General features: G+C 47.7%; 20 protein-coding genes and 1 pseudogene. All 21 read left to right on the top strand.

From position 1 onward, the window contains the following. A partial coding sequence (locus AC58QC_RS27075) for a hypothetical protein (RefSeq protein ID WP_497418157.1) occupies nt 1-194 on the top strand: 194 nt, incomplete at its 5' end. Between the two features lie 268 nt (nt 195-462). Beyond that, on the top strand, nt 463-2,226 hold the full coding sequence (locus AC58QC_RS27070; protein ID WP_497418156.1) for an ABC transporter ATP-binding protein: 1,764 nt from the start codon (nt 463-465) through the stop codon (nt 2,224-2,226). Then, a pseudogene (locus tag AC58QC_RS27065) lies at nt 2,223-4,071 on the top strand (ABC transporter ATP-binding protein). The gene AC58QC_RS27070 and the pseudogene AC58QC_RS27065 overlap by 4 nt, the downstream one beginning before the upstream one ends. 605 nt (nt 4,072-4,676) lie before the next feature. After that, nucleotides 4,677-5,471, top strand: a complete 795-nt coding sequence (locus AC58QC_RS27060) for a lipid II flippase Amj family protein (protein WP_497418155.1) — start codon at nt 4,677-4,679, stop codon at nt 5,469-5,471. Between the two features lie 85 nt (nt 5,472-5,556). Continuing rightward, on the top strand, nt 5,557-6,435 hold the full coding sequence (locus tag AC58QC_RS27055; protein ID WP_056625258.1) for a radical SAM/SPASM domain-containing protein: 879 nt from the start codon (nt 5,557-5,559) through the stop codon (nt 6,433-6,435). A gap of 136 nt (nt 6,436-6,571) precedes the next feature. Then, nucleotides 6,572-8,518 (top strand): ATP-dependent DNA helicase, encoded by a 1,947-nt coding sequence (locus tag AC58QC_RS27050; protein WP_497418154.1) that lies wholly within the window; start codon nt 6,572-6,574, stop codon nt 8,516-8,518. Between the two features lie 654 nt (nt 8,519-9,172). Continuing rightward, nucleotides 9,173-10,306 (top strand): acyl-CoA dehydrogenase family protein, encoded by a 1,134-nt coding sequence (locus AC58QC_RS27045; RefSeq protein WP_497418153.1) that lies wholly within the window; start codon nt 9,173-9,175, stop codon nt 10,304-10,306. Between the two features lie 17 nt (nt 10,307-10,323). After that, complete coding sequence (gene mmgD / locus AC58QC_RS27040) at nt 10,324-11,475, top strand: citrate synthase (protein WP_497418152.1); 1,152 nt, start codon at nt 10,324-10,326, stop codon at nt 11,473-11,475. Further along, on the top strand, nt 11,472-12,920 hold the full coding sequence (locus tag AC58QC_RS27035; protein ID WP_497418151.1) for a bifunctional 2-methylcitrate dehydratase/aconitate hydratase: 1,449 nt from the start codon (nt 11,472-11,474) through the stop codon (nt 12,918-12,920). Before mmgD ends, AC58QC_RS27035 begins: the two co-directional genes overlap by 4 nt. A gap of 44 nt (nt 12,921-12,964) precedes the next feature. After that, nucleotides 12,965-13,873, top strand: coding sequence for a methylisocitrate lyase (gene prpB, locus AC58QC_RS27030; RefSeq protein ID WP_497418150.1), 909 nt, complete (start codon nt 12,965-12,967; stop codon nt 13,871-13,873). A gap of 28 nt (nt 13,874-13,901) precedes the next feature. Next, a complete protein-coding gene (locus AC58QC_RS27025; protein WP_497418149.1) occupies nt 13,902-15,047 on the top strand; it encodes an acyl-CoA dehydrogenase family protein in 1,146 nt (381 codons plus the stop codon). 73 nt (nt 15,048-15,120) lie between these two features. Next, nucleotides 15,121-16,287 (top strand): acetyl-CoA C-acetyltransferase, encoded by a 1,167-nt coding sequence (locus tag AC58QC_RS27020; protein ID WP_497418148.1) that lies wholly within the window; start codon nt 15,121-15,123, stop codon nt 16,285-16,287. A gap of 61 nt (nt 16,288-16,348) precedes the next feature. Continuing rightward, entirely contained in the window at nt 16,349-17,203 is an 855-nt protein-coding gene (locus AC58QC_RS27015; protein ID WP_497418147.1) for a 3-hydroxybutyryl-CoA dehydrogenase, read from the top strand. Between the two features lie 151 nt (nt 17,204-17,354). Further along, nucleotides 17,355-17,780 carry an HIT family protein gene (locus AC58QC_RS27010; protein WP_497418146.1) on the top strand — a complete coding sequence of 142 codons (426 nt, stop codon included), beginning with the start codon at nt 17,355-17,357 and terminating at the stop codon, nt 17,778-17,780. A gap of 121 nt (nt 17,781-17,901) precedes the next feature. After that, nucleotides 17,902-18,294 (top strand): hypothetical protein, encoded by a 393-nt coding sequence (locus AC58QC_RS27005; protein WP_497418145.1) that lies wholly within the window; start codon nt 17,902-17,904, stop codon nt 18,292-18,294. Further along, nucleotides 18,291-18,551, top strand: coding sequence for a hypothetical protein (locus AC58QC_RS27000; protein ID WP_497418144.1), 261 nt, complete (start codon nt 18,291-18,293; stop codon nt 18,549-18,551). Before AC58QC_RS27005 ends, AC58QC_RS27000 begins: the two co-directional genes overlap by 4 nt. Nucleotides 18,552-19,007: 456 nt before the next feature. Continuing rightward, nucleotides 19,008-19,565 (top strand): DEAD/DEAH box helicase family protein, encoded by a 558-nt coding sequence (locus tag AC58QC_RS26995; protein WP_497418143.1) that lies wholly within the window; start codon nt 19,008-19,010, stop codon nt 19,563-19,565. Between the two features lie 32 nt (nt 19,566-19,597). After that, the gene (locus AC58QC_RS26990) at nt 19,598-20,053 is read left to right on the top strand and encodes a GNAT family N-acetyltransferase (protein WP_497418142.1); all 456 of its coding nucleotides are present in this window, start codon (nt 19,598-19,600) and stop codon (nt 20,051-20,053) included. Nucleotides 20,054-20,366: 313 nt separating this feature from the next. After that, nucleotides 20,367-20,849 carry a DUF6530 family protein gene (locus AC58QC_RS26985; protein ID WP_477593919.1) on the top strand — a complete coding sequence of 161 codons (483 nt, stop codon included), beginning with the start codon at nt 20,367-20,369 and terminating at the stop codon, nt 20,847-20,849. 5 nt (nt 20,850-20,854) lie between these two features. Beyond that, nucleotides 20,855-21,238, top strand: a complete 384-nt coding sequence (locus AC58QC_RS26980) for a GIY-YIG nuclease family protein (RefSeq protein ID WP_497418141.1) — start codon at nt 20,855-20,857, stop codon at nt 21,236-21,238. Between the two features lie 151 nt (nt 21,239-21,389). After that, the gene (locus AC58QC_RS26975; RefSeq protein WP_497418140.1) at nt 21,390-22,373 is read left to right on the top strand and encodes an aldo/keto reductase; all 984 of its coding nucleotides are present in this window, start codon (nt 21,390-21,392) and stop codon (nt 22,371-22,373) included. Nucleotides 22,374-22,406: the final 33 nt, after the last annotated feature.

Here is a 22,406-nt window from a genome sequence, read left to right as displayed (position 1 = left end):
AAATTCATCATTGTACCTTTGCCGTTGTTCACCCATGTGAACACCTCCTCGTTACGTCTATTATCTTAAATCTGTTAACGAGGTGTCCACTTATAATTCTAGTTGCAAAAACACCGTTACAGCTCCAGGAAGAGCTGCAATTGATGGATACCCTTGCTGTAAGGATGAAAAACACCGTTACAGCTCCAGAATGAGCTGCAAATGATAGATTTCTTTGCTGTAAGGATGAAAAACACCGTTACAGCTCCAGAATGAGCTCTATTTGTTTGATTCCATCGCTGTAGAGTTGAAAAACACCGTTACTGTTATCATATCAAACCATTCGCTAAGTGGACTGTACGGAACGACATGTACCACCGATCGGCGGCCTTTTTCATTTTATCGAAAGTGTCCGTTGTCGAGAAGGAGTCAATTTAGTATGATGGAGTGTACGTCAAGAGGAATACGGAGGACTCCATTTCTATGAAGAAAAACCGAAAAAACAGCAACTCCATGGGGCAATATCGCGAGCTGCTCGGCCGCTATTTGTTTCCTCAGAAGGGGACGCTGATTGGATTGACCTTGCTATTGTTCGCATCCATTGGACTGCAGCTGATTAATCCGCAAATTATCCGCTATTTTATCGATACCGCGCAGTCGCAGGGGGCGATGCAGCCTCTTTTTACAGCTGCGCTCTTATTTATTGGCTTTGCGCTGGTCCAGCAGCTTGTATCGGTGATTGCGACTTATTTTAGTGAAAATGTCGGCTGGAAAACAACGAATAAGCTGCGCGTCGATTTAGCGGCACATTGTCTGTCTTTGGATATGTCCTTTCATAAGAGTCATACATCTGGCTCGCTGATCGAGCGTGTGGATGGCGATGTGAATGCGCTTGCGAATTTTTTCTCCAGCATGATCATTCATTTATTTGGCAATGTACTGCTGATGGCGGGGATTCTCGTGCTGCTATTCCGTGAAAATTGGTTAATTGGCGTAGGAATGGCGGTTTTCGTTGTTGTCGCGATTTATATGATTGGGTGGATTCGTCAATTTGCTGTGCCCGTTTGGGCGGGGTGGCGGCAGGCGAACGCGGAGTTTTATGGTTTTATCGGAGAGCATTTGGAAGGGACGGAAGACATTCGCGCCAATGGTGCAGTGAGCTTCGTGATGAATCGTTTCTATACCATGTTGCGAAAAATGTTGCCTTTGCGTGTGAAAGCTTTCCTCGGGTTCTGTGCGATGTGGAACATGTCGATCTTCGTGTTCGCGTTAGGCAATGCGATGGCGTTCGGGATCAGCGCCTACCTATGGCATGGTAATCACATTACGCTAGGAACCGTGTATTTGATTTTCTTCTATACGGAATTACTGGCAAAGCCTATTGAAAAGATTCGGACGCAAATGGAAGATTTGCAAAAAGCAGACGCAAGTATTTCCCGCATCAGAGAGCTATTCGCGATTCAGTCCAAAATTCAAGATGGACCAGGGGCCAAGCTGCCAGAAGGACCACTTGGGGTGGATTTCAAGGATGTTGTATTTAGCTATGACGAGGATCAGCCTACAATTGATCAACTGACGATGACTTTGAAGCCTGGCGAAGTGCTTGGATTGCTAGGTCGCACAGGGAGTGGGAAGTCCACGATTGCCAGGTTGTTATTGCGTTTCTATGATCCGCAAAGCGGTGTGATTGCACTCAGCGGAACCGATATTCGCGATTGTAAGTTAGCTGATCTGCGTAAACGTGTCGCACTCGTGACACAAAATATTGAAATTATCCAAGGGACAATTCGGGATAATTTAACCTTTTATAATGCGGGGATTCGGGATGAACAGATTATTGAGGTGCTTCATGAACTTGGCTTAGGCGCTTGGTATGAAGCAATGCCAGAGGGACTGGATACGGGACTCGCTTCGGGCGGAAGCAGCTTGTCTGCGGGTGAGGCGCAGTTGTTGGCTTTTGCACGTGTATTCTTAACGAATCCGGGATTGGTCATTATGGATGAAGCTTCATCGCGACTGGATCCTTTGACCGAGCAACGGATGGAGAAGGCGGTTTCCAAATTGTTAAATGATCGCTCCTGCATCATGATCGCCCATCGACTAGCCACAGTTCAACGTGCGGATCATATCGTCATTTTGGATGGAGGGCGTGTGCTGGAATCCGGTCGTCGAGAGATTCTTGCCGCTGACCCTAATTCCCGATTCAGCCAATTACTCGCGACAGGGTTAGAGGAGGTGTTGGCATGACGACGTTTCAATATTTAAAAGGACTTATTATGTATAAGCCTTTCCGGTATTTCATTAATGCCTTTGCATGGACGGTCATTTATTTGGCCCCAATTGCTCCTGGTCTGATAACAAAAGCATTCTTCGATACATTAACGGGAAATGCCACTCTGAAGTTTGGTGTGTGGGGCTTGATCGCGCTGCTGATCGGGGCAGCACTTGGACGAATCCTGCTGATCGTCATTGGATTCATTACGGATGTGCATTTCCGCTTTCGGATGGGGATGCTGCTTCGCCGTAATTTGTTAGAGCATGTTCTCAAGCAACCAGGTGCACAAGCGATTCCGGTATCTCCCGGTGAGGCAATCAGTCATTTCCGAGACGATGTAGATCAATCTGAGGAAGCGGCGAGCTGGTCAGTTGATGTGTTTGGGATGACGTGTTTTGCCCTCGTGTCTGGATACATATTGATTCGCATTGATGCACAAATGACGTTGCTTGTGTTTATGCCAATCGTGATCGTTATCACAGCGGCTCAACTCGCAACCGTACGTCTACAGAAATACCGCGCGGCCAGTCGGGAATCCACATCAAAAGTAACGGGCGAAATCAGCGAAATGTTCGGTAACGTGCAGGCCATTCAAGTCGCTGGCGCCGAAAAGCGAGTGATCGAGCGGTTTCGTACTTTTGGAGATAATCGCCGTAAAGCGATGCTTAAAGATCGGCTAATGAGCGAATTGCTTGACTCCGTGTTTTCGAATTCGGTTAATTTGGGAACGGGTCTTTTGCTTCTTTTGGCTGGGACGAAAATGAGAGCCGGGACGTTCACCGTCGGTGATCTTGCGTTGTTCGTCTACTATTTGACCTTCGTAACGCAGTTTATTACGAATGTAGGGAAATTTATCACTTACTTTAAACAAATGAGTGTTTCATTGGAGCGGTTGACGTTCTTATTGCAAGGCGCGTCGGCAAAGGTGTTGACGATGGTGAAGCCGTTGTATTTGAAGAAGGAGCGGGTAGGGAAGGTTGATTCGGTATCCCGGAAGGAAGGACTTGGAGCAAAAAGCAGCCAAGTGATAGACAGAGGTCATCAAGCGATGGACCAAGATCATATAAGTGAGAGCGTGGTTGCGCCTCCGCTGCAGCTTGGAAGTGAATGGGCTCAGCTACACCTACCCGGATACGGGGAGAGGTATCGCTGACATTCACTTCGCCATGCGCAGAGGATCGTTCAACGTCATCACGGGAACGATCGGCTCTGGCAAAACCACGCTGGTTCGTTCCCTTCTTGGGCTGCTGCCCAAGGAGAAAGGAACGATCGCGTGGAATGGTGTGCCCGTCGAAGATCCGGGCACCTTCTTTACACCGCCGCAGAGCGCGTATACCGCGCAGGTGCCGCGGCTATACAGCGATACGCTGCGCAATAATATTTTGCTCGGGCAAGCGGAGCAAGGTGACAGCTTGCAGCAGGCACTGAACGCGGCGGTGCTCGAGTACGACGTCGCGCAGCTGCCTGGCGGGCTGGACACGGTCATCGGCCCGCGCGGGGTGAAGCTCTCCGGCGGCCAAGCGCAGCGGACGGCCGCAGCCCGCATGCTCGTGCGGGACGCCGAGCTGTATGTCTTCGACGACCTGTCGAGCGCGCTCGACGTCGAGACGGAGCAGAAGCTCTGGGAGCGGATGTTCCAGCGTCGCAGTGAAGCGACGTGTCTGGTCGTCTCGCACCGCAAAACCGCGTTGACGCGTGCCGACCACATCATCGTGATGAAAGACGGCCGCATCGAAGCGGAAGGCACGTCGGAGGAGCTGCTGCGACACAGCTCCACGTTCCGTGAGCTGTGGTACGGCGACGACCGCAAAACTTAGCATTTGACGTCATTCCTGCGCGCTTCGCGATTACCAAAAAAGGGAATCCGAGCTGCGTCACGAATAGTAAAACAAAGGCTCAACACAAGTTAGTCTGTCATAACTCCAATTAACTGTAAAAACTACAGGTAATCTTCTAAATATCTCACCAAAACCCTAATTAACTGGATTTCCTGTAGTTAATTTCAACGGAATTCGCTGCAAACGATGAAATTCGTGAAATTAACTACCTATTTTCCATTTAAAGAGCCCAGTTGGGTGAAATCAGCGAAATTATCTGCATGTTTTCCATCTATTTCCGGCCTATATTCCGAGCGGAGAGTGGCGAAGCTAGAAGTTTGGCGCTTGAATTCCGAGCGGAGAGTGGCGAAGCTAGAAGTTTGGCGCTTGAATTCCGAGCGGAGAGTGGCGAAGCTAGAAGTTTGGCGCTTGGACCTCCGAGCGGAGGGGCGAAGCTAGAATTTGGCGCTCGAACCTCCGAAAGATGGGGCAAAGCTAGCATTTTCCTGAACCTATCCCCACGAAACCCACCCGATGCTGCCAACAGAAGGTGGGTTTTCGTTCGTTTTAGCACAAATCACTCACGCAAAGGATGAGAAAATCGTATGATCAACACGCTCATATTGGTATTTATTTTAACAATGATCATTCATACAGCAGAGACGCTGTCGTACTCGATTCGCTATGCGGGAGTGCGGGTGAACAAGCTCGCTGTGGCGCTTTCGCTAGTTGGCATCGTCGTGCTCGTCTCTCGGACTGCGAACTTAATTCAGGCGCCGATGACGGCACACTTTGTGGATTTTGCCAAGCATGAGCCTACGTTTGATTTGGTGCGATACTTACGAATAAGTCTGTTGGCCTCGTCCATCGGGACGGTCATTGCCATTGCGTTATTTCCTACTTTTATCAACCTTAGTGCTAGAGTGATTGCTCGCCTCGAAATTGCAGGATCCTTACCGAAAATGCTCACGAATGTCACGATTTCACAACTCAAGAACACAACCAAATACATCAAAAAGCCAAAGTTAAAGCTAAGCCAGTTCCGTTATCTCGGTATATCCAAACGGTTTCTGTTCATCAATATCGTAGTTACGGCGTTTTATTCTGTAGGTGTTCTAGCCTCGCTGTATGCGGCTCATTTATGGCCTGATCATGCAACGACTGCCTCACAAGCATCTGGTCTGATCAACGGGATTGCCACCATTTTGCTAACGATATTCATTGATCCGCAGTTAGGTTTAATTACCGATAAGGCACTGCATGATGAAGATCAACGCAAGCAGCTAGGCAAAATCTATGCCTTACTCATGACAACTCGCTTCTTAGGAACGCTTCTGGCGCAAATATTTCTCGTACCGTCAGCGTATTTCATTGGATGGATGGTGCAGCTGTTTTTCTAAAATGTGCGAAATCCTTTCATTCAGCCGCCTCGCTTGGTATAATAGCCTCTATCATAGTAGCGCAAAATAGAAACGGAGTCCGACCATGAAGAAGTTTAAAAAGTTTTATATTGAAATTACGAGCGTCTGCAACTTGGCCTGCACGTTCTGTCCGCAGACAAAGCGTCAAGCGAATTTCATCAAAATAGATACGTTTACGAATATTCTTGATCAAATTAAGCCGCATACGGATCACATTTATTTGCATGTGAAGGGTGAGCCGCTGCTTCATCCCAAAATCGATGAGCTGCTCGATCTAAGCCACGAGAAGGGCTTCAAGGTTAATATTACAACCAATGGAACGCTGATTAACAAAAATAGGCACAAATTGCTCGATAAACCGGCGCTTCGGCAAATGAATTTCTCCTTGCACAGCTTTGATGGCCACGAGGGCTCTGAAGATAAAGAAGGCTATGTAACGAGTATTCTGCGGTTTGCGAAGGAGATCGTTGCGAAATCTAATGTCATTATTTCCTTCCGATTATGGAATTTGGACACAGATAATCAGACGAATTTGGAGCGGAATCGGAATCGTGAAGTGTTGGAGCTGTTAGAGAAGGAATTCGAGCTCGATTACAAAATCGATGAGAAATTTGTCCGCGGAACTGGCGTTAAGCTTGCCGATCGCGTCTATTTGAATCAGGATCACGAGTTCCAGTGGCCAGATTTGAAGGCGGAGGAGATCTCAGGTCCTGGTTTCTGCCATGCCCTACGTAATCAAGCGGGTATTCTGGTTGACGGAACCGTCATCCCTTGTTGTCTCGATGGGGAAGGGGTTATCAATTTGGGTAACATCAACCACACGCCTTTCTCCGAAATCGTAGAAGGTGAGCGTGCCAATCGCTTATTCGAAGGCTTTTCCAGACGTGAAGTGGTCGAGGAGTTATGCCGTAAGTGCGGATATCGCGAACGTTTTAGCATGTAATAAAATGCTCACTCTGTACAGCGTCGCCATTGCTGTGGGAGTGGGCTTTTCTCATTTTCCTCTTGATATTTTGCATTTAACGTACATTCATGAGATAATACAAGTTTGATTCAAACTATGGGTTGGGGGCATTAACGTGGGACGTTATCCATTTGCGTATGATCATGCACAGCCATATATGCAGCAGGTGTCCGACTGGATTGCGGATATCTTTTATGACATATTGCCTGAAGCAGGGTTTGAGGTAAGAGATGAACAGATTTACATGGCGTTTCAGCTAGAGCGGGCTTATGCGGAGAAACAGACGATTTTTGCGGAAGCTGGCGTTGGGACAGGCAAAACGTTGGTGTATTTATTATATGCACTGTGCTATTCACGCTTCACGAACAAACCGGCGATTATCGCCTGTGCGGATGAATCGTTAATTGAGCAGCTCGTTAAACCAGGCGGGGATATCGATAAAATTTCACGCCACTTAAATATGAAAATCGATGCGCGACTTGCTAAATCACCAGATCAGTATGCTTGCTTGGTCAAGCTGGATGAGGCTAGATTCGGGCACGAAGATACAGGGCTGTACCGCGAGGTGTATGAGGGTCTTCCTGAATTCGTGCATACGCGTGAAGCCCTGCAAACGTTCTATGCCTACGGCGATCGCAAAAACTATCCGCAGCTAAACGATGAGCAGTGGCACCGCATGAACTGGGATGCTTACCAAGACTGCTTTGTGTGTGATAAACGGCATCGCTGTGGACAAACCTTATCCCGCGAATCCTACCGGAAATCGGCGGATTTAATCATCTGTTCGCATGATTTCTACATGGAGCATGTGTGGACGTATGACGGAAGAAAGCGTGAAGGACAGCTGCCATTACTGCCAGATCATTGTACTGTTGTGTTTGATGAAGGACATTTAATGGAATCCGCTGCACAAAAAGCGTTGACCTATAAGCTAAAGCATATGGTTTTCGAGGAATTGGTCATTCGATTACTAAAAGGGGAAGTTCGTGAAACCCTAGCCGTCTGTATTGATCGGGCAATCGAGCAGAGCGAACGCATGTTTGAGGTATTAGAAAAAAGCTGTCGTCCGATTGCGGGCTCTGATCGTAAACAGATTGTCATGAGTGATCTCTTGAAAAGAGAGATTCATACGCTCTGTGATATTTTGTCCGAGATTGAAGAGGAGCTCGTCTTTGAAGGGGAAATGTTTACCCTCAATGACTATCAGCTGAAAATTGTCGAGGAGCATTTGGAGATGATGCAGAAGGCGCTTGCGTTATTCCGCAACGATCATTCCTTCATTTGCTGGGCGACGGAAAGCATTACTGGACTCAGTCTTGTTATCATGCCTAGAACGGTGAAGGAAGTGTTGAAGGAGAATGTCTTTTCCTCTAAAATGCCTATTGTCTTCTCCTCGGCGACACTATCTGTAGAAGGTAGCTTTGACTATGTGGCGAACAGCTTAGGCTTAGAAAAATATCTGTCGTTTTCGGTAGATTCTCCGTATGACTATGTGGAACGGATGGAAGTCGTTGCCCCGCGCTTCACGGAAGGTGGAACGTTCCAAGAGAAGATGACGGCAGCCGTTGGCTTGTTGAAAAGGACGGAAGGCAGAGCGCTGATTCTGTTCCCTACACATCAGGAATTACAACGGTTCAAAGCTGAGATGTCATCTCGTTCGGATTGTAAGGATCTAACCTTCTTCTATGAAGGAGATCAAGAAATTTCGCATGTGATCGCTTCGTTCCAAGAGGATGAGCACAGTGTCTTGGCTGCCGTGAGCCTGTGGGAAGGACTTGATATTCCTGGCCCATCGCTATCCAATGTCATTGTCTGGGCGCTGCCGTTCCCTCCGCAGGATCCGGTATTTAACGCGAAGCGTGAAGCGGCTGCTTCTCCTTATGAAGAAGTCGATATTCCTTACATGCTGCTCAGATTGCGACAAGGGATGGGCCGTTTGATTCGAACGCGAGAAGACGCCGGGATTATTGCGATTTTCAGTGATGAGCTTGTTACGAATACTTCGTTGCGCGAGCATGTGGAGCGGGTTTTACCAGCGGGTGTTGTGATGAAGTCCGAGTAGGAGTTGTTATCATAGAGAAAGAGGGGCAGATAACTGCTCCTCTTTTGTTATATCAAGCATCTAGTAACCATGCAATGGCGTAATGACATACATGCTATGAAAGCCAGTCATTAATATCATCTCAACCTAGGTGTCGGTAAAATATCAATTAACTGGAAATTGTACAGCTATTTCGTCAGTTTTCGCAGAGAAATGGAAACTAACTGGATTTCCTGATGTTAATTTGAAGGGTATTCTGCCAAAAAAGTGAAATCCGCAGAATTAACATCATATTTTCCATCTAATCGTTCAGAAATCGAATATTCATCGAAAATAACTGTACTTTTTCCATCTAAACCCAGCGGCTGGTGGGAGGCGCGTTGATCGGAGTGAAGTAACACGCTGTTTGGTGGGGATTTGTGGTAGAAGTAACTATCAAGTGTATAGTTGCAATGAGAAGTAGAAGTAACTAAATGTGTTCTTACAGCAATGAAAGAAAGAAGTAATCGGAAGACGATCATTTTTTGTCGCGGCACAGTCTAATGCCTAACAAAAGCGTGTATATATAACATATAATTGAAAGCGTTTACAACTTGTCCAAAGAATTACGATCGACCCAATCAACCTCGGCCAATCAGGTGTTAGCAACATGAACACGTCGAAGGAGGTCGTCGCATGCATTTCTCTTATACCCAAGATCAGCAAGATATTCGTACGAAAGTTCGTGAGTTTGCACTCGCGAGAATGGACCCGACTTCAGAGGAAAGGGATGAACATGAGCGGTTTGATCGTGGGATTTTCGACAGCATGGGTGAGCTTGGATGGACTGGGATACCCTGGCCACAAGTATATGGTGGCGGGGGAGCCGATTTCTTAACCTATGCCATGGTGATTGAGGAGTTATCGCGTGTATGTGCTTCTACTGGTGTTATGCTCTCCGTGCATACGTCGCTGGCCAGCTGGGCGATTCAAGCGTATGGTACGGATGCTCAGAAGATAAGGTTTTTGCTTCCAATGAACCAAGGGCATAAGCTTGGCGCCTACTGTCTGACGGAGAGCGAATCCGGCTCAGACGCTGGAGCCATGCGCACAACCGCTACAAATGTGGGAGATGCGTATGAGCTTAACGGCTCCAAGCTATTCGTTACGAATGGCGGGGAGGCGGAGGTGTATATTGTTTTTGCGTTAACGGATGCGATGAACAAGCAAAAGGGCTGTACGGCCTTCATCGTGGAAAAAGGGACAGCTGGGCTTATTTTCGGCACGAAAGAAAAAAAGCTCGGCATCCGCTCATCCACTACGATGGAGCTGAGGTTTGAGGCATGCAGAGTGCCAACGGAAAATCGGCTAGGTCCAGAAGGCGAAGGCTTCCGCATCGCGATGCGGAGTCTGGATGGCGGACGGATTGGGATTGCCGCGCAAGCAACGGGCATTAGCCAAGGGGCCCTGGACGCTGTCACAGCGTATGGAGCGGGAGTCGGCGCACTTAGCGGCGAGCTGTTCGATGCTCATATTTCCGAGATGGCGACGCACATTGAGGCCGCAAGGCTGCTGACCTATCAAGCCGCTTGGCGCAAGAGCAAGGGGCTCTCTTATGGGAAGCAGGCTGCCATAGCGAAGCTTTTTGCCAGTGATACGGCTGTAAAAGTATGTTTGCGTGGTGTTCAACTATGTGGTTTATGGGGGTGTTTAAAGGAATCAAAGGTGGAACGTTATCTGCGAGATGCCAAAGTGACCCAAATTTATGAAGGGACGAATGAAATTCAGCGAATTGTGATTTCGCGTTTGCTACTTTCTGAAAGCACGTAGGAAGGGAGAGCGAAAACATGAGTGATCAGTATTTGCCTGGACTTGAGCATGTCATAGCCAGTGAGACTAGCATTTCATTTCTGGATGTGGAGAAGGAAGAGATCGTCATTCGCGGGTATGATCTAATGGAGCTTGCGGAGCAAATGACCTATTTGGACGTCGTTGGACTTCTGCTAGAAGGTGAATTGCCGAATGAGCAACGGCGTAAAGCGATTGAGTCACAGATACAATCTGTCTATGGATTACCGCCGAATGTGCGTGCGATGCTCCATTTGATGCCAGATCGAGCAGATATGATGGATGTGCTGCGAACGAGTATTTCCGCGCTTGCGAGCTTTGATGAGGAGCTCGATGATCGATCAGCTGAGGCTAATGGACGTAAAGCAATACGCCTGCTTGCCAAGGTACCGCAAATTGTCGCGTATGGTTATCGCGCGTTGACCAAGCAATCCCTGATCGAACCAGATCCCAAACTATCGTATACCGCTAACTTTCTGTACATGATTACAGGAGAGAAGCCGACACAGATTGAGGAAGCGATTTTTGATCAATCCTTGGTGGTATATAGTGAACATGAACTGCCGAATTCAACGTTTACGGCTCGCGTAATTGCTTCAACACAGTCTGATTTATACGGCGCACTTGTCGGCGCGGTTGCATCGCTCAAAGGTACGTTGCACGGTGGAGCGAATGAAGCGGTGATGCACATGCTGCTTGAAGCGGGTTCGGAAGATGAGCTCGAAGCGTTGATTCGTTCGAAGCTTGCAAGGAAAGAGCGCATTATGGGGTTTGGGCATCGTGTGTATATGCGAAAGCCTGATCCTCGCGCCTTGTTGATGAAAGAAGCACTGGCTCAGCTCGCCCCCCTGTGCAACCAACAAGAACTGTACGACATGTGCGTACGCGGGGAAGACGTGATGAGGACTGAGAAGCAGCTGCATCCGAACCTAGATTATTATGCAGCACCTGTCTACTACTTACTTGGTATTCCGATTGAGCTGTTTACGCCTGTTTTCCTTGCAGCTCGAACACTGGGAATCAGTGCACATGTCATGGAGCAGCATGCGAATAATCGCTTGTTCAGACCACGTGTCCGTTATACCGGAGCGAGAGATTTGCACCCGCCTCAGGGACAAAGTCTTTCAGAAAGTGAGGACGAAATCGTATGAGTACGCCTAGTGAATCGAATCAGAGGGAGATGATTTTTGACCCGCTAATTGATGAGATTGCTGACTATGCTCTGAATGCCGAGATTGAGAGCGAGGAAGCGTATCAGATTGCCCAGCATGTCCTGTTGGACTCTCTGGGAACGGGCTTGCTTGCACTGCGTTTTCCAGCGTGCACGAAGCATCTTGGTCCGATTGTACCAGGTGCAGAGGTGTTCGGCGGTGCTCGCGTGCCAGGTACTAGATACGAATTGGACCCCGTTCAAGCGGCCTTTAATATTGGCTGTATGATACGGTGGCTCGATTATAATGACACGTGGCTAGCCGCAGAATGGGGGCATCCATCCGATAACTTAGGAAGCATCTTAGCCGTTGCCGATTATGTGAGCAGAAGGCGCATCGCAGAGGGGCAAACACCATTCAACATGAAGGACGTTTTAACGATGGCGATCAAAGCTCATGAGATACAAGGTGTACTCGCATTGGAAAATAGCTTGAATAGTGTTGGTTTGGATCATGTACATCTGGTGAAAATCGCCTCAACGGCAGTGGCTACAGTCATGTTGGGAGGTACGAAAGAAGAGGTATGCAACGCCATCTCCAACGCGTGGATTGATGGTGCTAGCTTACGAACATATCGGCATGCGCCGAATACGGGATCTAGGAAATCTTGGGCAGCGGGTGATGCGACAAGTCGTGCGGTACGATTGGCTCTGATGGCAGTAGGCGGAGAGATGGGATATGCATCAGCTTTGACGGCTCCGAATTGGGGATTTCAGGATGTGCTTTTTGAAGGCAAGACATTAACCTTGGCTCGACCCCTACGCAGCTATGTGATGGAGCATATTCTATTCAAAATTTCATTTCCTGCCGAGTTTCATGCGCAAACCGCGGTTGAGTGTGCACTCACTCTGCATGAACGTGTCAAAGATCATTTAGTTGACATAACTAAAATTATGTTAACAACACACAAATCAGCGCTGCGAATTATTGATAAAAAAGGACCCCTGCATAATCCTGCAGATCGTGATCATTGTCTACAGTACATGGTTGCCATCGGACTCCTTTACGGCACGTTGACTGCGGAGCATTACGAAGATGATATTGCTGCTGACCCACGCATTGATGCGCTTCGGGAGCGTATGGTTGTTGTCGAGAACGAGCAATACAGCAAGGACTACCTAGATCCGGATAAGCGTTCCATTGCGAACAGCATTCAAATTTATTTTAAGGATGGTACATCTACGGAGAAAATTGTCTGTGAATACCCCATCGGACACCGCAGACGGCGTGTTGAGGGGTTGCCGAAGGTGATCGACAAGTTTAAAGCGAATGTGCAAACTCGATTTCCTCGGAAACAGACGGAAGAAATTATGAGGCTCTCACTCGATTACGAGAATTTCATACAGATAACCGTTCCCGCGTATATGTCTCTTTTTGTGATTTAATTCAGCAGCAGAACGGTACGTATGAGTTGAGGTAGGAGGTTACTATGTCATGGCTGATTGAGGAGGAGCCGAGTCAAGAACAGTTAGCGGCTGAATGGCGCCGTGTAGTCGAAGCGGGTCCTATTCTTCAGATCATTGGTACCCACGATGGCATGGCCGCAAGAATGGCGAAGCAAGCAGGGTTTGAAGCCCTTTACTTGTCTGGTGCTGCTTATACGGCGAGTAGAGGTTTGCCTGATTTGGGGCTTATTTATTCCAACGAGGTGGCTGAGCGTGCGCGTGAGCTCGTTCGAGCATCTGGACTTCCGTTGTTGGTAGATATCGATACAGGTTACGGCGGCATTCTGAATGTAGCACGGACAGCGAAGGAGATGGTGGAGGCGAAGGTCGCCGCTGTGCAGATTGAAGATCAAGAAATGCCGAAGAAATGCGGACATCTCAGCGGTAAGAAGCTCATTTCCACCGAAGAAATGTGTCAAAAAATCCGCACGCTCAAAGCAGTAAGCCCAACTCTATATATTCTTGCACGAACAGATGCGATAGGGGTAGAAGGAATGGCAGCAGCCATTACCCGTGCAAAGCACTATCTCGCCGCTGGTGCGGATGCGATTTTCCCAGAAGCACTTGAGAGTGAGGAGGACTTTCAACATTTTCGTAAGGAAGTGGACGCACCTCTTTTGGCTAATATGACAGAGTTTGGACGTACACCTTACTTTACGGCAGCGCAATTTGAAAGCTGGGGCATCCGCATGGTTCTCTATCCAGTCACGTCCCTCCGTGTTGCTGCTAAGGCATATGAGCGTGTATTTGAGGAGATTCGTCAACAAGGGACGCAAGTGGGATCCCTAGACAATATGCAAACTCGCACTGAGTTATATAAGGCCATTCGTTATGAGGAGTATGAAGCGTTAGACGGAACGATTGCGCGATCAACATGGGAGGATAAGGGGTAATTGCACGCGGGTTGAGGGAGGGCTCCACATGGATTATAGCCTTTCAGAGGAATTGGAAATGATTCGCGGTATGGTTCGTGATTTTGCTTCAGGGGAGGTTGCACCGTCAGCGGCGCTGCGTGATGAAGAGGCGAGGTTGGATCGCTCGCTATTCGAAACGATGGGTGAGCTTGGCTTAACAGGGATTCTAGTGCCTGAGTCGTATGGCGGCCTTGGCTCGGATGTGCTGACGAATTGCTTAGTTCTAGAGGAGTTAGCACGAGCTTGTGCATCAACGGGGTATACCCTTTTTGTGCATAGTGCGTTGGCAGGCGCGGCTATTTCGATATTTGGCAGTGAGGAGCAGAAGCAGGATTTCCTTGGCCCGATGGGGGCGGGGCGTAAACTTGGGGCGTTTGCGTTGTCAGAAATGGTACATGCGACAGTATTAGCGGGAACAGAGCTGCAGACGAGAGCTTTGCGTGAGGGAGAAGAGTACGTGCTGCAGGGCACAAAGGCTTTCGTTTCAAATGCGGACGAAGCAGATGTGTATGTTGTGTTTGCAACGACGGGGATGGAGGATACTGCATCGCGCTTGAGTAGTGCTTTTATTATTGAGAAAGGCACACCTGGTTTCATTGTAGGCAAAAAGGAAAGCTTGCTCGGCACGCGTGGCTCACCAAGCATGTCATTAGAGCTTGTGGACTGCCGTATCCCTGTTGCGAATCGTCTTGGAGAGGAAGGTGACGGCCATCGGATTGCTCTGCGAACACTGGACAGTGCTCGAAGTGGCATCGCAGCTCTGGCAGTAGGGCTAGCGCAAGCAGCCATGGATGTGGCTATTGCGTATGCGAAGACTCGTAAGCAATTTGGTAAACCGATTGCGCAGCAGCAGGCGATTGCATTCAAGCTTGCGAACATGGCTACGCAAATCGAGGCTGCGAGGCTGCTCACGTATCAAACCGCATGGCGTGAGAGTCAGGGTGGAGGAGGCGGAGTGAAGTATTCCAATCTATTCGCTGGGGATACTGTGATGGCGGTAGCGATAGAAGCAATTCAAATCCACGGCGGTTATGGATATACGAAAGAATTTCCAGTTGAAAGGTATATGCGGGATGCGAAAATGCTTCAAATGGTGGAAGCAACATTAGATGAGCAGCGGAAGGCGATCGCTCGTTTTTTAGCGATGAAGTGAGAAGGAATGATTACGCGAAACAACGTCTTAGCTAAATGAATAACAAGCAGCGAAAGACTGGAGGGCGAGGTGTATGCGAGAAAGCGTCGTTGTTGGCGGTGCGAGAACCCCGTTCGGCAAGTTTGGTGGCGCGCTGAAGGATGTTCCAGCAGTCGAGTTGGGTGGCATTGTTATCAAGGAAGCCATACGACGTGCGTCTCTGGATCCTTTAATGATTGATGAAGTGCTGATGGGCATGGTACTGCAAGGAGGTGCAGGACAAATCCCTTCCCGACAGGCGGCTTACAGAGCGGGTCTTGGGTGGAACGTAACGTCAGAGACGATCAACAAAGTGTGCGCTTCAGGTCTGCGCAGTGTAACTATGGCGGACCAAATCATCCGCTCCGGGGATGCGTCGATACTCGTGGCCGGCGGCATGGAAAGCATGAGCTCCGCTCCCTATCTGGCGACGCATGCGCGTTGGGGCGCACGAATGGGCGAACAGCGACTTATCGATCTCATGATTCATGATGGTCTGACATGTCCCTTTGATCGTGTGCATATGGTGGTCCATGGAAGTCGTGTTGCTGCCGAGTACAGCATTGGACGTCTGGAGCAGGACGAATGGGCTCTGCGCAGTCATCAATTAGCGTTACAAGCGATATCAAAAGGTTATTTCGCAGAGGAAATTGTACCTGTCCATCTAGGTACGAGTGTAGTGGATCGCGATGAGGGACCGCGTGCAGATACGAATTTGGCTAAGCTTGCCGCATTAGCCCCTGTGTTGGATAAGCAAGGCAGCATAACAGCGGGGAATGCGCCTGGTGTGAACGATGGCGCAGCCGCTTTGGTTGTGATGGCGAGGGAAATCGCCGAATCCCAGGGCTTGATGCCGCTGGCGACGATACTTGGCCATAAAAGTGTCGGTGAGCGTGCGCCATATATTGCGACGACACCAGCTTTGGCCATACGGAAGCTGCTTCAGCAAACGGGAATGACGGTGGATCAGATCGATCGATTCGAGGTGAATGAAGCTTTTGCTGCTGTCGTGCTCACATGTGAAAGTCTGCTTAGTTGGGATGTACAGCGGGTCAATGTCAACGGAGGTGCGATTGCGCTAGGTCATCCAATTGGCGCAAGCGGCACGCGGATTATTCTTACTCTAATTCATGAGCTTCGTAGAATTGGCGGTGGGTATGGGATTGCAGCGATATGCAGTGGTACGGCGCAAGGTGACGCGGTTCTATTGCGCGTGGATTAACAGCTGTGAAACCTAGCTGTGAACGAGGTTTATTTCCATGAAGTTGTAGGAGCGATGAACAATGTCTATTCAAACCATCATGGTAGTAGGGGCAGGGCAGATGGGAAGCGGCATAGCCCAGGTTGCCGCAGCAGCGGGGCGTAAGGTGCTTTGGCACGATCTGTCTATGACTCTGATCGACAAGGGCATGCTGGTCATTCGCAAACATTTGGATCGGAGCGTAGCGAAAGGAAGATTGACGGAGGAAGCGAAGGCCGGCATCCTTAACCGGATTCAGCCTACGGAGGCAATGGAAGATGCTGCGCATGTGGATCTCGTGATCGAGGCGATTTCTGAGAATATGGCCTGGAAAACGGCTCTTTTTCACAAGTTGGACGGGATCTGTCCGCCTCATGTGATTTTGGCTACGAATACGTCCTCCTTGCCAATTACCGAGCTCGCTGCTGCGACCTCACGTCCCTCGCAGGTGATAGGGATGCATTTCATGAACCCGGTTCCCGTTATGCCGCTCATTGAAATCATTCGTGGTCTTGAAACCTCACAGTCAGTATTTGATACGATCTATGAGCTAAGCCAAGAGCTTGGCAAAACACCGGTTGAGGTGCAGGATTTCCCAGGTTTCGTTTCGAATCGTATTCTCATGCCGATGATTAACGAAGCCGTTTTCACCGTTTATGAAGGGGTAGCCACAGTGGAAGCTGTAGATACGGTGATGAAGCTCGGGATGAACCATCCTATGGGACCTCTTGAGCTAGCAGATTTAATTGGCTTGGACACCTGTTTATCGATCATGGAGATTCTTTACGACGGGTTCAAGGATCCCAAATATCGGCCATGTCCGTTACTTAGGAAATATGTGAAGGCGGGACGTCTTGGACGCAAGTCAGGGCAAGGATTTTATGTGTATTCAGGTTGATCACGGAGACCGGAAGTTCATCATTTTGGGATGTGCAGTCACTCAGAGGAGGGGCTGTTTTTTTGTTTCGGAAGGTAATTCCTGGGACCGGATGGAATAGGTAATTAAATGATGGAGTTTAGCTTGTGATGAGAAAGGAGGAATAGGTAAGATGGAAACTGCTTGCTTAGGATGTCAATTAGCGAACGGACAAGTTCAGGCTCATGTGGTATACGAGAATGAGTGGTTGACTTGTATCTTAGATATCGCGCCGTTGAATGAAGGGCATGTTCTTCTACTTCCGAAGCGACATGTTGTTGAAATAGAGGAAATGGGGGAGGCTACGTCAGCCGCAATGCTGAAAGCAACAATGAAAATGTCCCGTTTGATCAAAAAACGCTATCAACCAGATGGCGTCACGATCCTCCAAAATGGCGGTACCTTCAATGATTTAGGCCATGTACACGTCCATGTTTTTCCGAGATATGTCGGGGATGGCTTTGGTTGGTTGGAGCCTGAGGATCGTTCTGATAATCGAAGTCGGTTGGCTGAGACTAGATTGGATTTGATTAATGCCATTAATGATTTAGGTGATTAATTACAAACAGTTGGCATTGCGCTAGCAACATGATAAACTGCTAGGGGCGACACCGCAGCGGATTGATCTGATGATTAGGACAAGCAGATCAAGCTGGTGTCCAACAAAGGAGGCAATCTCAGTGAAATTTCGAGCCGTATCGAATGAGACCAAGATGAATTATATGTTCTGGAGTATACAGAATGAAATTAGGAAAGAAAATAAGTACTTGGCGTCATTACCGTTTGATCCTTCACCCGTCATAGGTGTTGTAAAGCATCATTTGGATCTGTGGGATCCGATTGGGCTGCTTGAGGGTGGGAGCTTAGACGATGAGTATGATGGTGAGGCTCGCAGCGTAGCCATTTATATAATTAAGCATATGGATGATATAAGCGTTGCTGGTGTAGGACAAGCCATCCAACGGATTTTCAAAAATTCTTTTCTGGATGAGTTTCAAGCAGGTGAAGAGACGTTTGAAATCGCAATTGGCATTCTTCGTGATTTGACTAATGGAAATGAGGATGTATCGTGAGTGAAATGGTTGGAAAGTACTGTGCAAAGTTTTTTGGCAAAACAGGTGTCATTCTTGAAATTGGTGTTGTGAAAAAGGTAGCTAGTCGTACGATTCATGTGGACTGGGGTACGAAAACATGGGTGTACCAGAACCGAGATTTTAACTGGACTCCGCTGACTAAAGAAGAGTTCGAAGAGAAGTACAAAAAGCCGAAATTCTCAGACACAGCGTTAGTGCGTGCCGCGGAATTGGGCTTGAAGATTACGTATAATTAAGTTGCGGCTGCCTTGGGGCGGCCGTTTCTTTTTGTTCCGGAGATCGAGGGCAGTGGCAATCGACTAACTCTTATGCTGTAGTAGCAAAACGAGTGAAGTTAGTCGATAAAATCGACTAACTCGAGTGTAGCAGTGGCAAAACGAGGGAAGTTAGTCGATAAAATCGACTAACTCGAGTGCAGCAGAGGCAAAAGTGAGGAGTTAGTCGAAAAAGTCGACTAACTCGTGCGCAAGCAGCGCAAATTTGTGGAGTTGGTCGAAAAAATCGACTAACTCGTGCGCAAGCAGCGGCAAAAGTGCGGAGATTGTCGAAAAAGTCGACTAGCTCGACTAACTCGTGATCAGCAGCAGCAAAGCGAGTCTAGGAAAAATTGAATAATACTTATTTTTTCCAAATAAATGGGCAGTGAGCATGATAAACTAAGAGTAAGGGATGAATCCTAGTGAGGTGCAGAAATGAAATTTGTGCTTATTTTCGGTCCGCAAGCTGTAGGCAAAATGACAGTCGGTCACGAACTTGAAAAAATTACTGAGTTGAAGCTCTTCCATAATCATATGACGATTGATCTTGTTCATCCCTTTTTCGGGTACTCCGCAGAAACTTGGCGGCTAGTTGAGTTGTTTCGTTGTGAGATTTTTGAAGCTGTTGCGAAAAGTGAGCTTTATGGTTTAATTTTCACGTACGTATGGGCTTTTGATGTGCAAGCGGAGTGGGACTTTGTGCAGAAAGTCTGTTCGATTTTCGAATCCCAAGGTGGCGAGGTTTATTTCGTTGAACTTGAAGCGTCAATGGATGAAAGAGTTGAACGTAATAAAACACCTCATCGACTCGCGCATAAACCTACCAAGCGAGATACTGCACAATCTGAACAGAACTTACGCGTAAGTATGGAGAAGCATCGATTGAACTCGTTCGAAGGAGAAATTACTAGAGCGAATTACTTGCGTATTAACAATTCTGGCTTATGTCCCGAGGATGTTGCGGCGATGATCAAAGAAAAGTTTCATTTCTGAATCCCATCACATTAAGGATGGAGGTATAGTGGATGTTACACATTAGAGAATTGCTTCTTACTGAGGAATATCCGATTCACTTGTTTCTTTTAGCTGATCCAGAACTTGCGATGGTTGAATCTTATGTCTATCAAAGCAAATGCTTCGTACTGGAAGAAAACCATGAAATTATCGGTTCTTATTTGCTGCTTCCTACGAGACCGAAGACGGTTGAACTGGTGAATATCGCTGTAATAACTAAGAAACAAGGCAGGGGCTATGGAAAGGAACTAGTCAAGCACGCGGTGGAGACAGCGAGGACCTTAAACTATCAGACCATTGAGGTTGGTACTGGTAATTCAGGGGTGCAGCAGCTAAGTCTTTATCAAAAGTGCGGGTTTCGGATCTATGGTGTTGATCTTGATTTTTTCACAAGACATTATAAGGAGCCTATTTTTGAAAATGGCATTCAATGTAGAGACATGATTCGCTTAAGTCAGGATTTATAAATAGCGTAGGAAAAACTCCTGCAAACAGTGCCATTATGGCGCTGCAGCAGGAGTTTTTCTGTATGGGGAACGCCGTTCGCGTGTTTTCATTATTACCATATTTGCCTATCGGCATACGTTGATCCCAATTTTGTATGCTCTGACACCATTCAAATCCCCTAACAGGCATCCATTGACTTGAAAAAGAAGCTGAGGTATACTTCATTCATCGGTTTTCTATTTAGTAAATTAGTAAATTAGTAAATCGAAACGGGCGAAAAACACAAAACCGAAAGCTTTCATCCGAATCCTATTCGAACTTGGAGGAATCCCAATGAAAATACCAACTACACTCAAACATAAACCTGTCATCGTAGCTGAGAATTATGCCAATATCGACGGCAGATATACGCAAAACACCGATACACAAGGTCTTTCTTTAGGTCTTGCACAGTGGAACGACAGAGGAAAGGTAGATATTTCTGCTAAAGTATGGCGCTACACCGGAGAGAAATGGTCCCGCCAATCGGAGGAGCTGCCATTGCACCGCGTGCTAGATCTTGCAATTCTCGTGTGCCGAACGAAGCTGCATTTCCAAGAGGATGCTTATCGCTATGAGAACTCGTATAATCCCGAGAATCCTGTAATCGACCGTATTGGATTGCAAGGGGATGCCATGACGGTAGGGGTATGTACGGATAATGAGAAAATTAATGAAGATATCAAGCTTTTCAGCCAAGCGTTGAGTGATGACGGAGAGTTGATTGGGGAACGTTTACGCACGCTTTCCAGGATTTTAAAAGAAATGGGGTACTAATCAGCATGTTAGACAAACAGAAGAAGAAGGAGCTTGCCACCAACTATACGCAAACATTTCGTGCGATGGGTGTCTATCAAATTCGCAACACCCAGAACGATAAAATATTCGTAAATAGCAGCATGGATCTGGATGGCATGAAGAATCGCCTTGAGTTTTGCAAGCAAATGAACACGAATACCTTCAATGAGCTTCAGAAGGATTGGGCAACATACGGAGGCGATTGCTTCGTGTTTGAGGTATTAGATCGCATCGAGCCACGGGATGAAATCATGTTGGATACAACAGATCTGAAAAGCTATCGCGCCGAAGTGGATGCGCTGCTAGACTTATGGTTAGAGAAGCTAGAGCCTTATGATGAGAAGGGCTATAATAAACGCAAGCGTTAATCTTTCTCCATCTTACAAGGGGTACCCGACATTGAGCGGATACCCTTTTTTTGCATAAACAGGCAGGTTTCCTCTTATCCAATGGCGAAGTGGTGATAGATGAAAACTTTGGAAGTAACTTAATGAGACGTACATAGAAGGAGTGGAAGAAATGAAATACCGTCAACTTGGAGACACAGAGCTTCGAATTAGTGAGGTTAGCTTCGGAACTTGGGCCATCGGTGGAGGCTGGGGAGAAGCGAACGACGATGAATCCATTCGAGGGTTGCACCGTGCGATGGATGCAGGTGTTAACTTTTTTGATACAGCGGATGTGTATGGCTCAGGGCATGCAGAAGAGCTTCTCGCGAAAGCGACGAAGGGGAAAGAAGATGAGGTATATATCGCGACGAAGTTTTGTCGATCTGGCGATATCCATGACCTTGCTACATATTCAGAAGATGCTGTTCGTCAATTTGCTGAAAATAGCTTGAAACGGTTGAACCGTGAACGAATCGATCTTTACCAAATTCATTGCCCGCCCCTCGCGATCTTGAAAGATGGTTCCGTATTCGAGGTGCTTGAGAAATTAAAGGCCGAGGGAAAAATTCGCCATTATGGCGTGAGCGTTGAAACTGTGGAAGAAGGCTTGTTCTGTCTCACTGTTCCTGGTGTCAAAGCCTTGCAAGTGATCTTCAACTTGTTCCGTCAGAAGCCTGCCGATGAGCTCTTCCCGCAAGCGAAAGCTGCAGGCGTTGGCATCCTTGTTCGGCTTCCGCTGGCAAGCGGCCTTTTGACAGGTAAATTCACGGCTTCTAGCACATTTGCTGCAGATGATCATCGGAATTTCAATGCCAACGGCGACCAGTTCAACGTAGGTGAGACGTTTGCTGGACTGCCGTTTACCAAAGGCGTTGAGCTTGCGAAGGAGCTGGCTTGGATCGGCGAAGGTCGTGGCAATTTGGCACGTGCTTCGATGCGTTGGATTTTGGAGAATCCGAACATTACGTGTATTATTCCTGGCTTTAAAAACGTCAAGCAAATTGAAGATAATCTGGCTACGCTTGAAGTGCCGTCATTTACTTCGGAAGAACAGTCCCTTCTGCAAAGCTTCTATGCGACTCAAGTACACGATCATATTCGTGGTGCATACTAGCCCAATTAGAGGGGAATGAGGTTTCAGGGGGAA

Source organism: Paenibacillus sp. J22P51 (assembly GCF_059692215.1).
The sequence above is the reverse complement of the archived record's forward strand: the minus strand, read 5'-3'. Positions and strand labels throughout refer to the sequence as shown.

What these genes read in the sequence shown, in the direction of transcription:
- AC58QC_RS27070 (WP_497418156.1), top strand. Translation starts at nt 463, where the DNA reads ATGAAGAAAAACCGAAAAAACAGCAACTCCATGGGGCAATATCGCGAG.
- AC58QC_RS27060 (WP_497418155.1), top strand. Translation starts at nt 4,677, where the DNA reads ATGATCAACACGCTCATATTGGTATTTATTTTAACAATGATCATTCAT.
- AC58QC_RS27055 (WP_056625258.1), top strand. Translation starts at nt 5,557, where the DNA reads ATGAAGAAGTTTAAAAAGTTTTATATTGAAATTACGAGCGTCTGCAAC.
- AC58QC_RS27045 (WP_497418153.1), top strand. Translation starts at nt 9,173, where the DNA reads ATGCATTTCTCTTATACCCAAGATCAGCAAGATATTCGTACGAAAGTT.
- mmgD (WP_497418152.1), top strand. Translation starts at nt 10,324, where the DNA reads ATGAGTGATCAGTATTTGCCTGGACTTGAGCATGTCATAGCCAGTGAG.
- AC58QC_RS27035 (WP_497418151.1), top strand. Translation starts at nt 11,472, where the DNA reads ATGAGTACGCCTAGTGAATCGAATCAGAGGGAGATGATTTTTGACCCG.
- prpB (WP_497418150.1), top strand. Translation starts at nt 12,965, where the DNA reads ATGTCATGGCTGATTGAGGAGGAGCCGAGTCAAGAACAGTTAGCGGCT.
- AC58QC_RS27025 (WP_497418149.1), top strand. Translation starts at nt 13,902, where the DNA reads ATGGATTATAGCCTTTCAGAGGAATTGGAAATGATTCGCGGTATGGTT.
- AC58QC_RS27020 (WP_497418148.1), top strand. Translation starts at nt 15,121, where the DNA reads ATGCGAGAAAGCGTCGTTGTTGGCGGTGCGAGAACCCCGTTCGGCAAG.
- AC58QC_RS27015 (WP_497418147.1), top strand. Translation starts at nt 16,349, where the DNA reads ATGTCTATTCAAACCATCATGGTAGTAGGGGCAGGGCAGATGGGAAGC.
- AC58QC_RS27010 (WP_497418146.1), top strand. Translation starts at nt 17,355, where the DNA reads ATGGAAACTGCTTGCTTAGGATGTCAATTAGCGAACGGACAAGTTCAG.
- AC58QC_RS26995 (WP_497418143.1), top strand. Translation starts at nt 19,008, where the DNA reads ATGAAATTTGTGCTTATTTTCGGTCCGCAAGCTGTAGGCAAAATGACA.
- AC58QC_RS26990 (WP_497418142.1), top strand. Translation starts at nt 19,598, where the DNA reads ATGTTACACATTAGAGAATTGCTTCTTACTGAGGAATATCCGATTCAC.
- AC58QC_RS26985 (WP_477593919.1), top strand. Translation starts at nt 20,367, where the DNA reads ATGAAAATACCAACTACACTCAAACATAAACCTGTCATCGTAGCTGAG.
- AC58QC_RS26980 (WP_497418141.1), top strand. Translation starts at nt 20,855, where the DNA reads ATGTTAGACAAACAGAAGAAGAAGGAGCTTGCCACCAACTATACGCAA.
- AC58QC_RS26975 (WP_497418140.1), top strand. Translation starts at nt 21,390, where the DNA reads ATGAAATACCGTCAACTTGGAGACACAGAGCTTCGAATTAGTGAGGTT.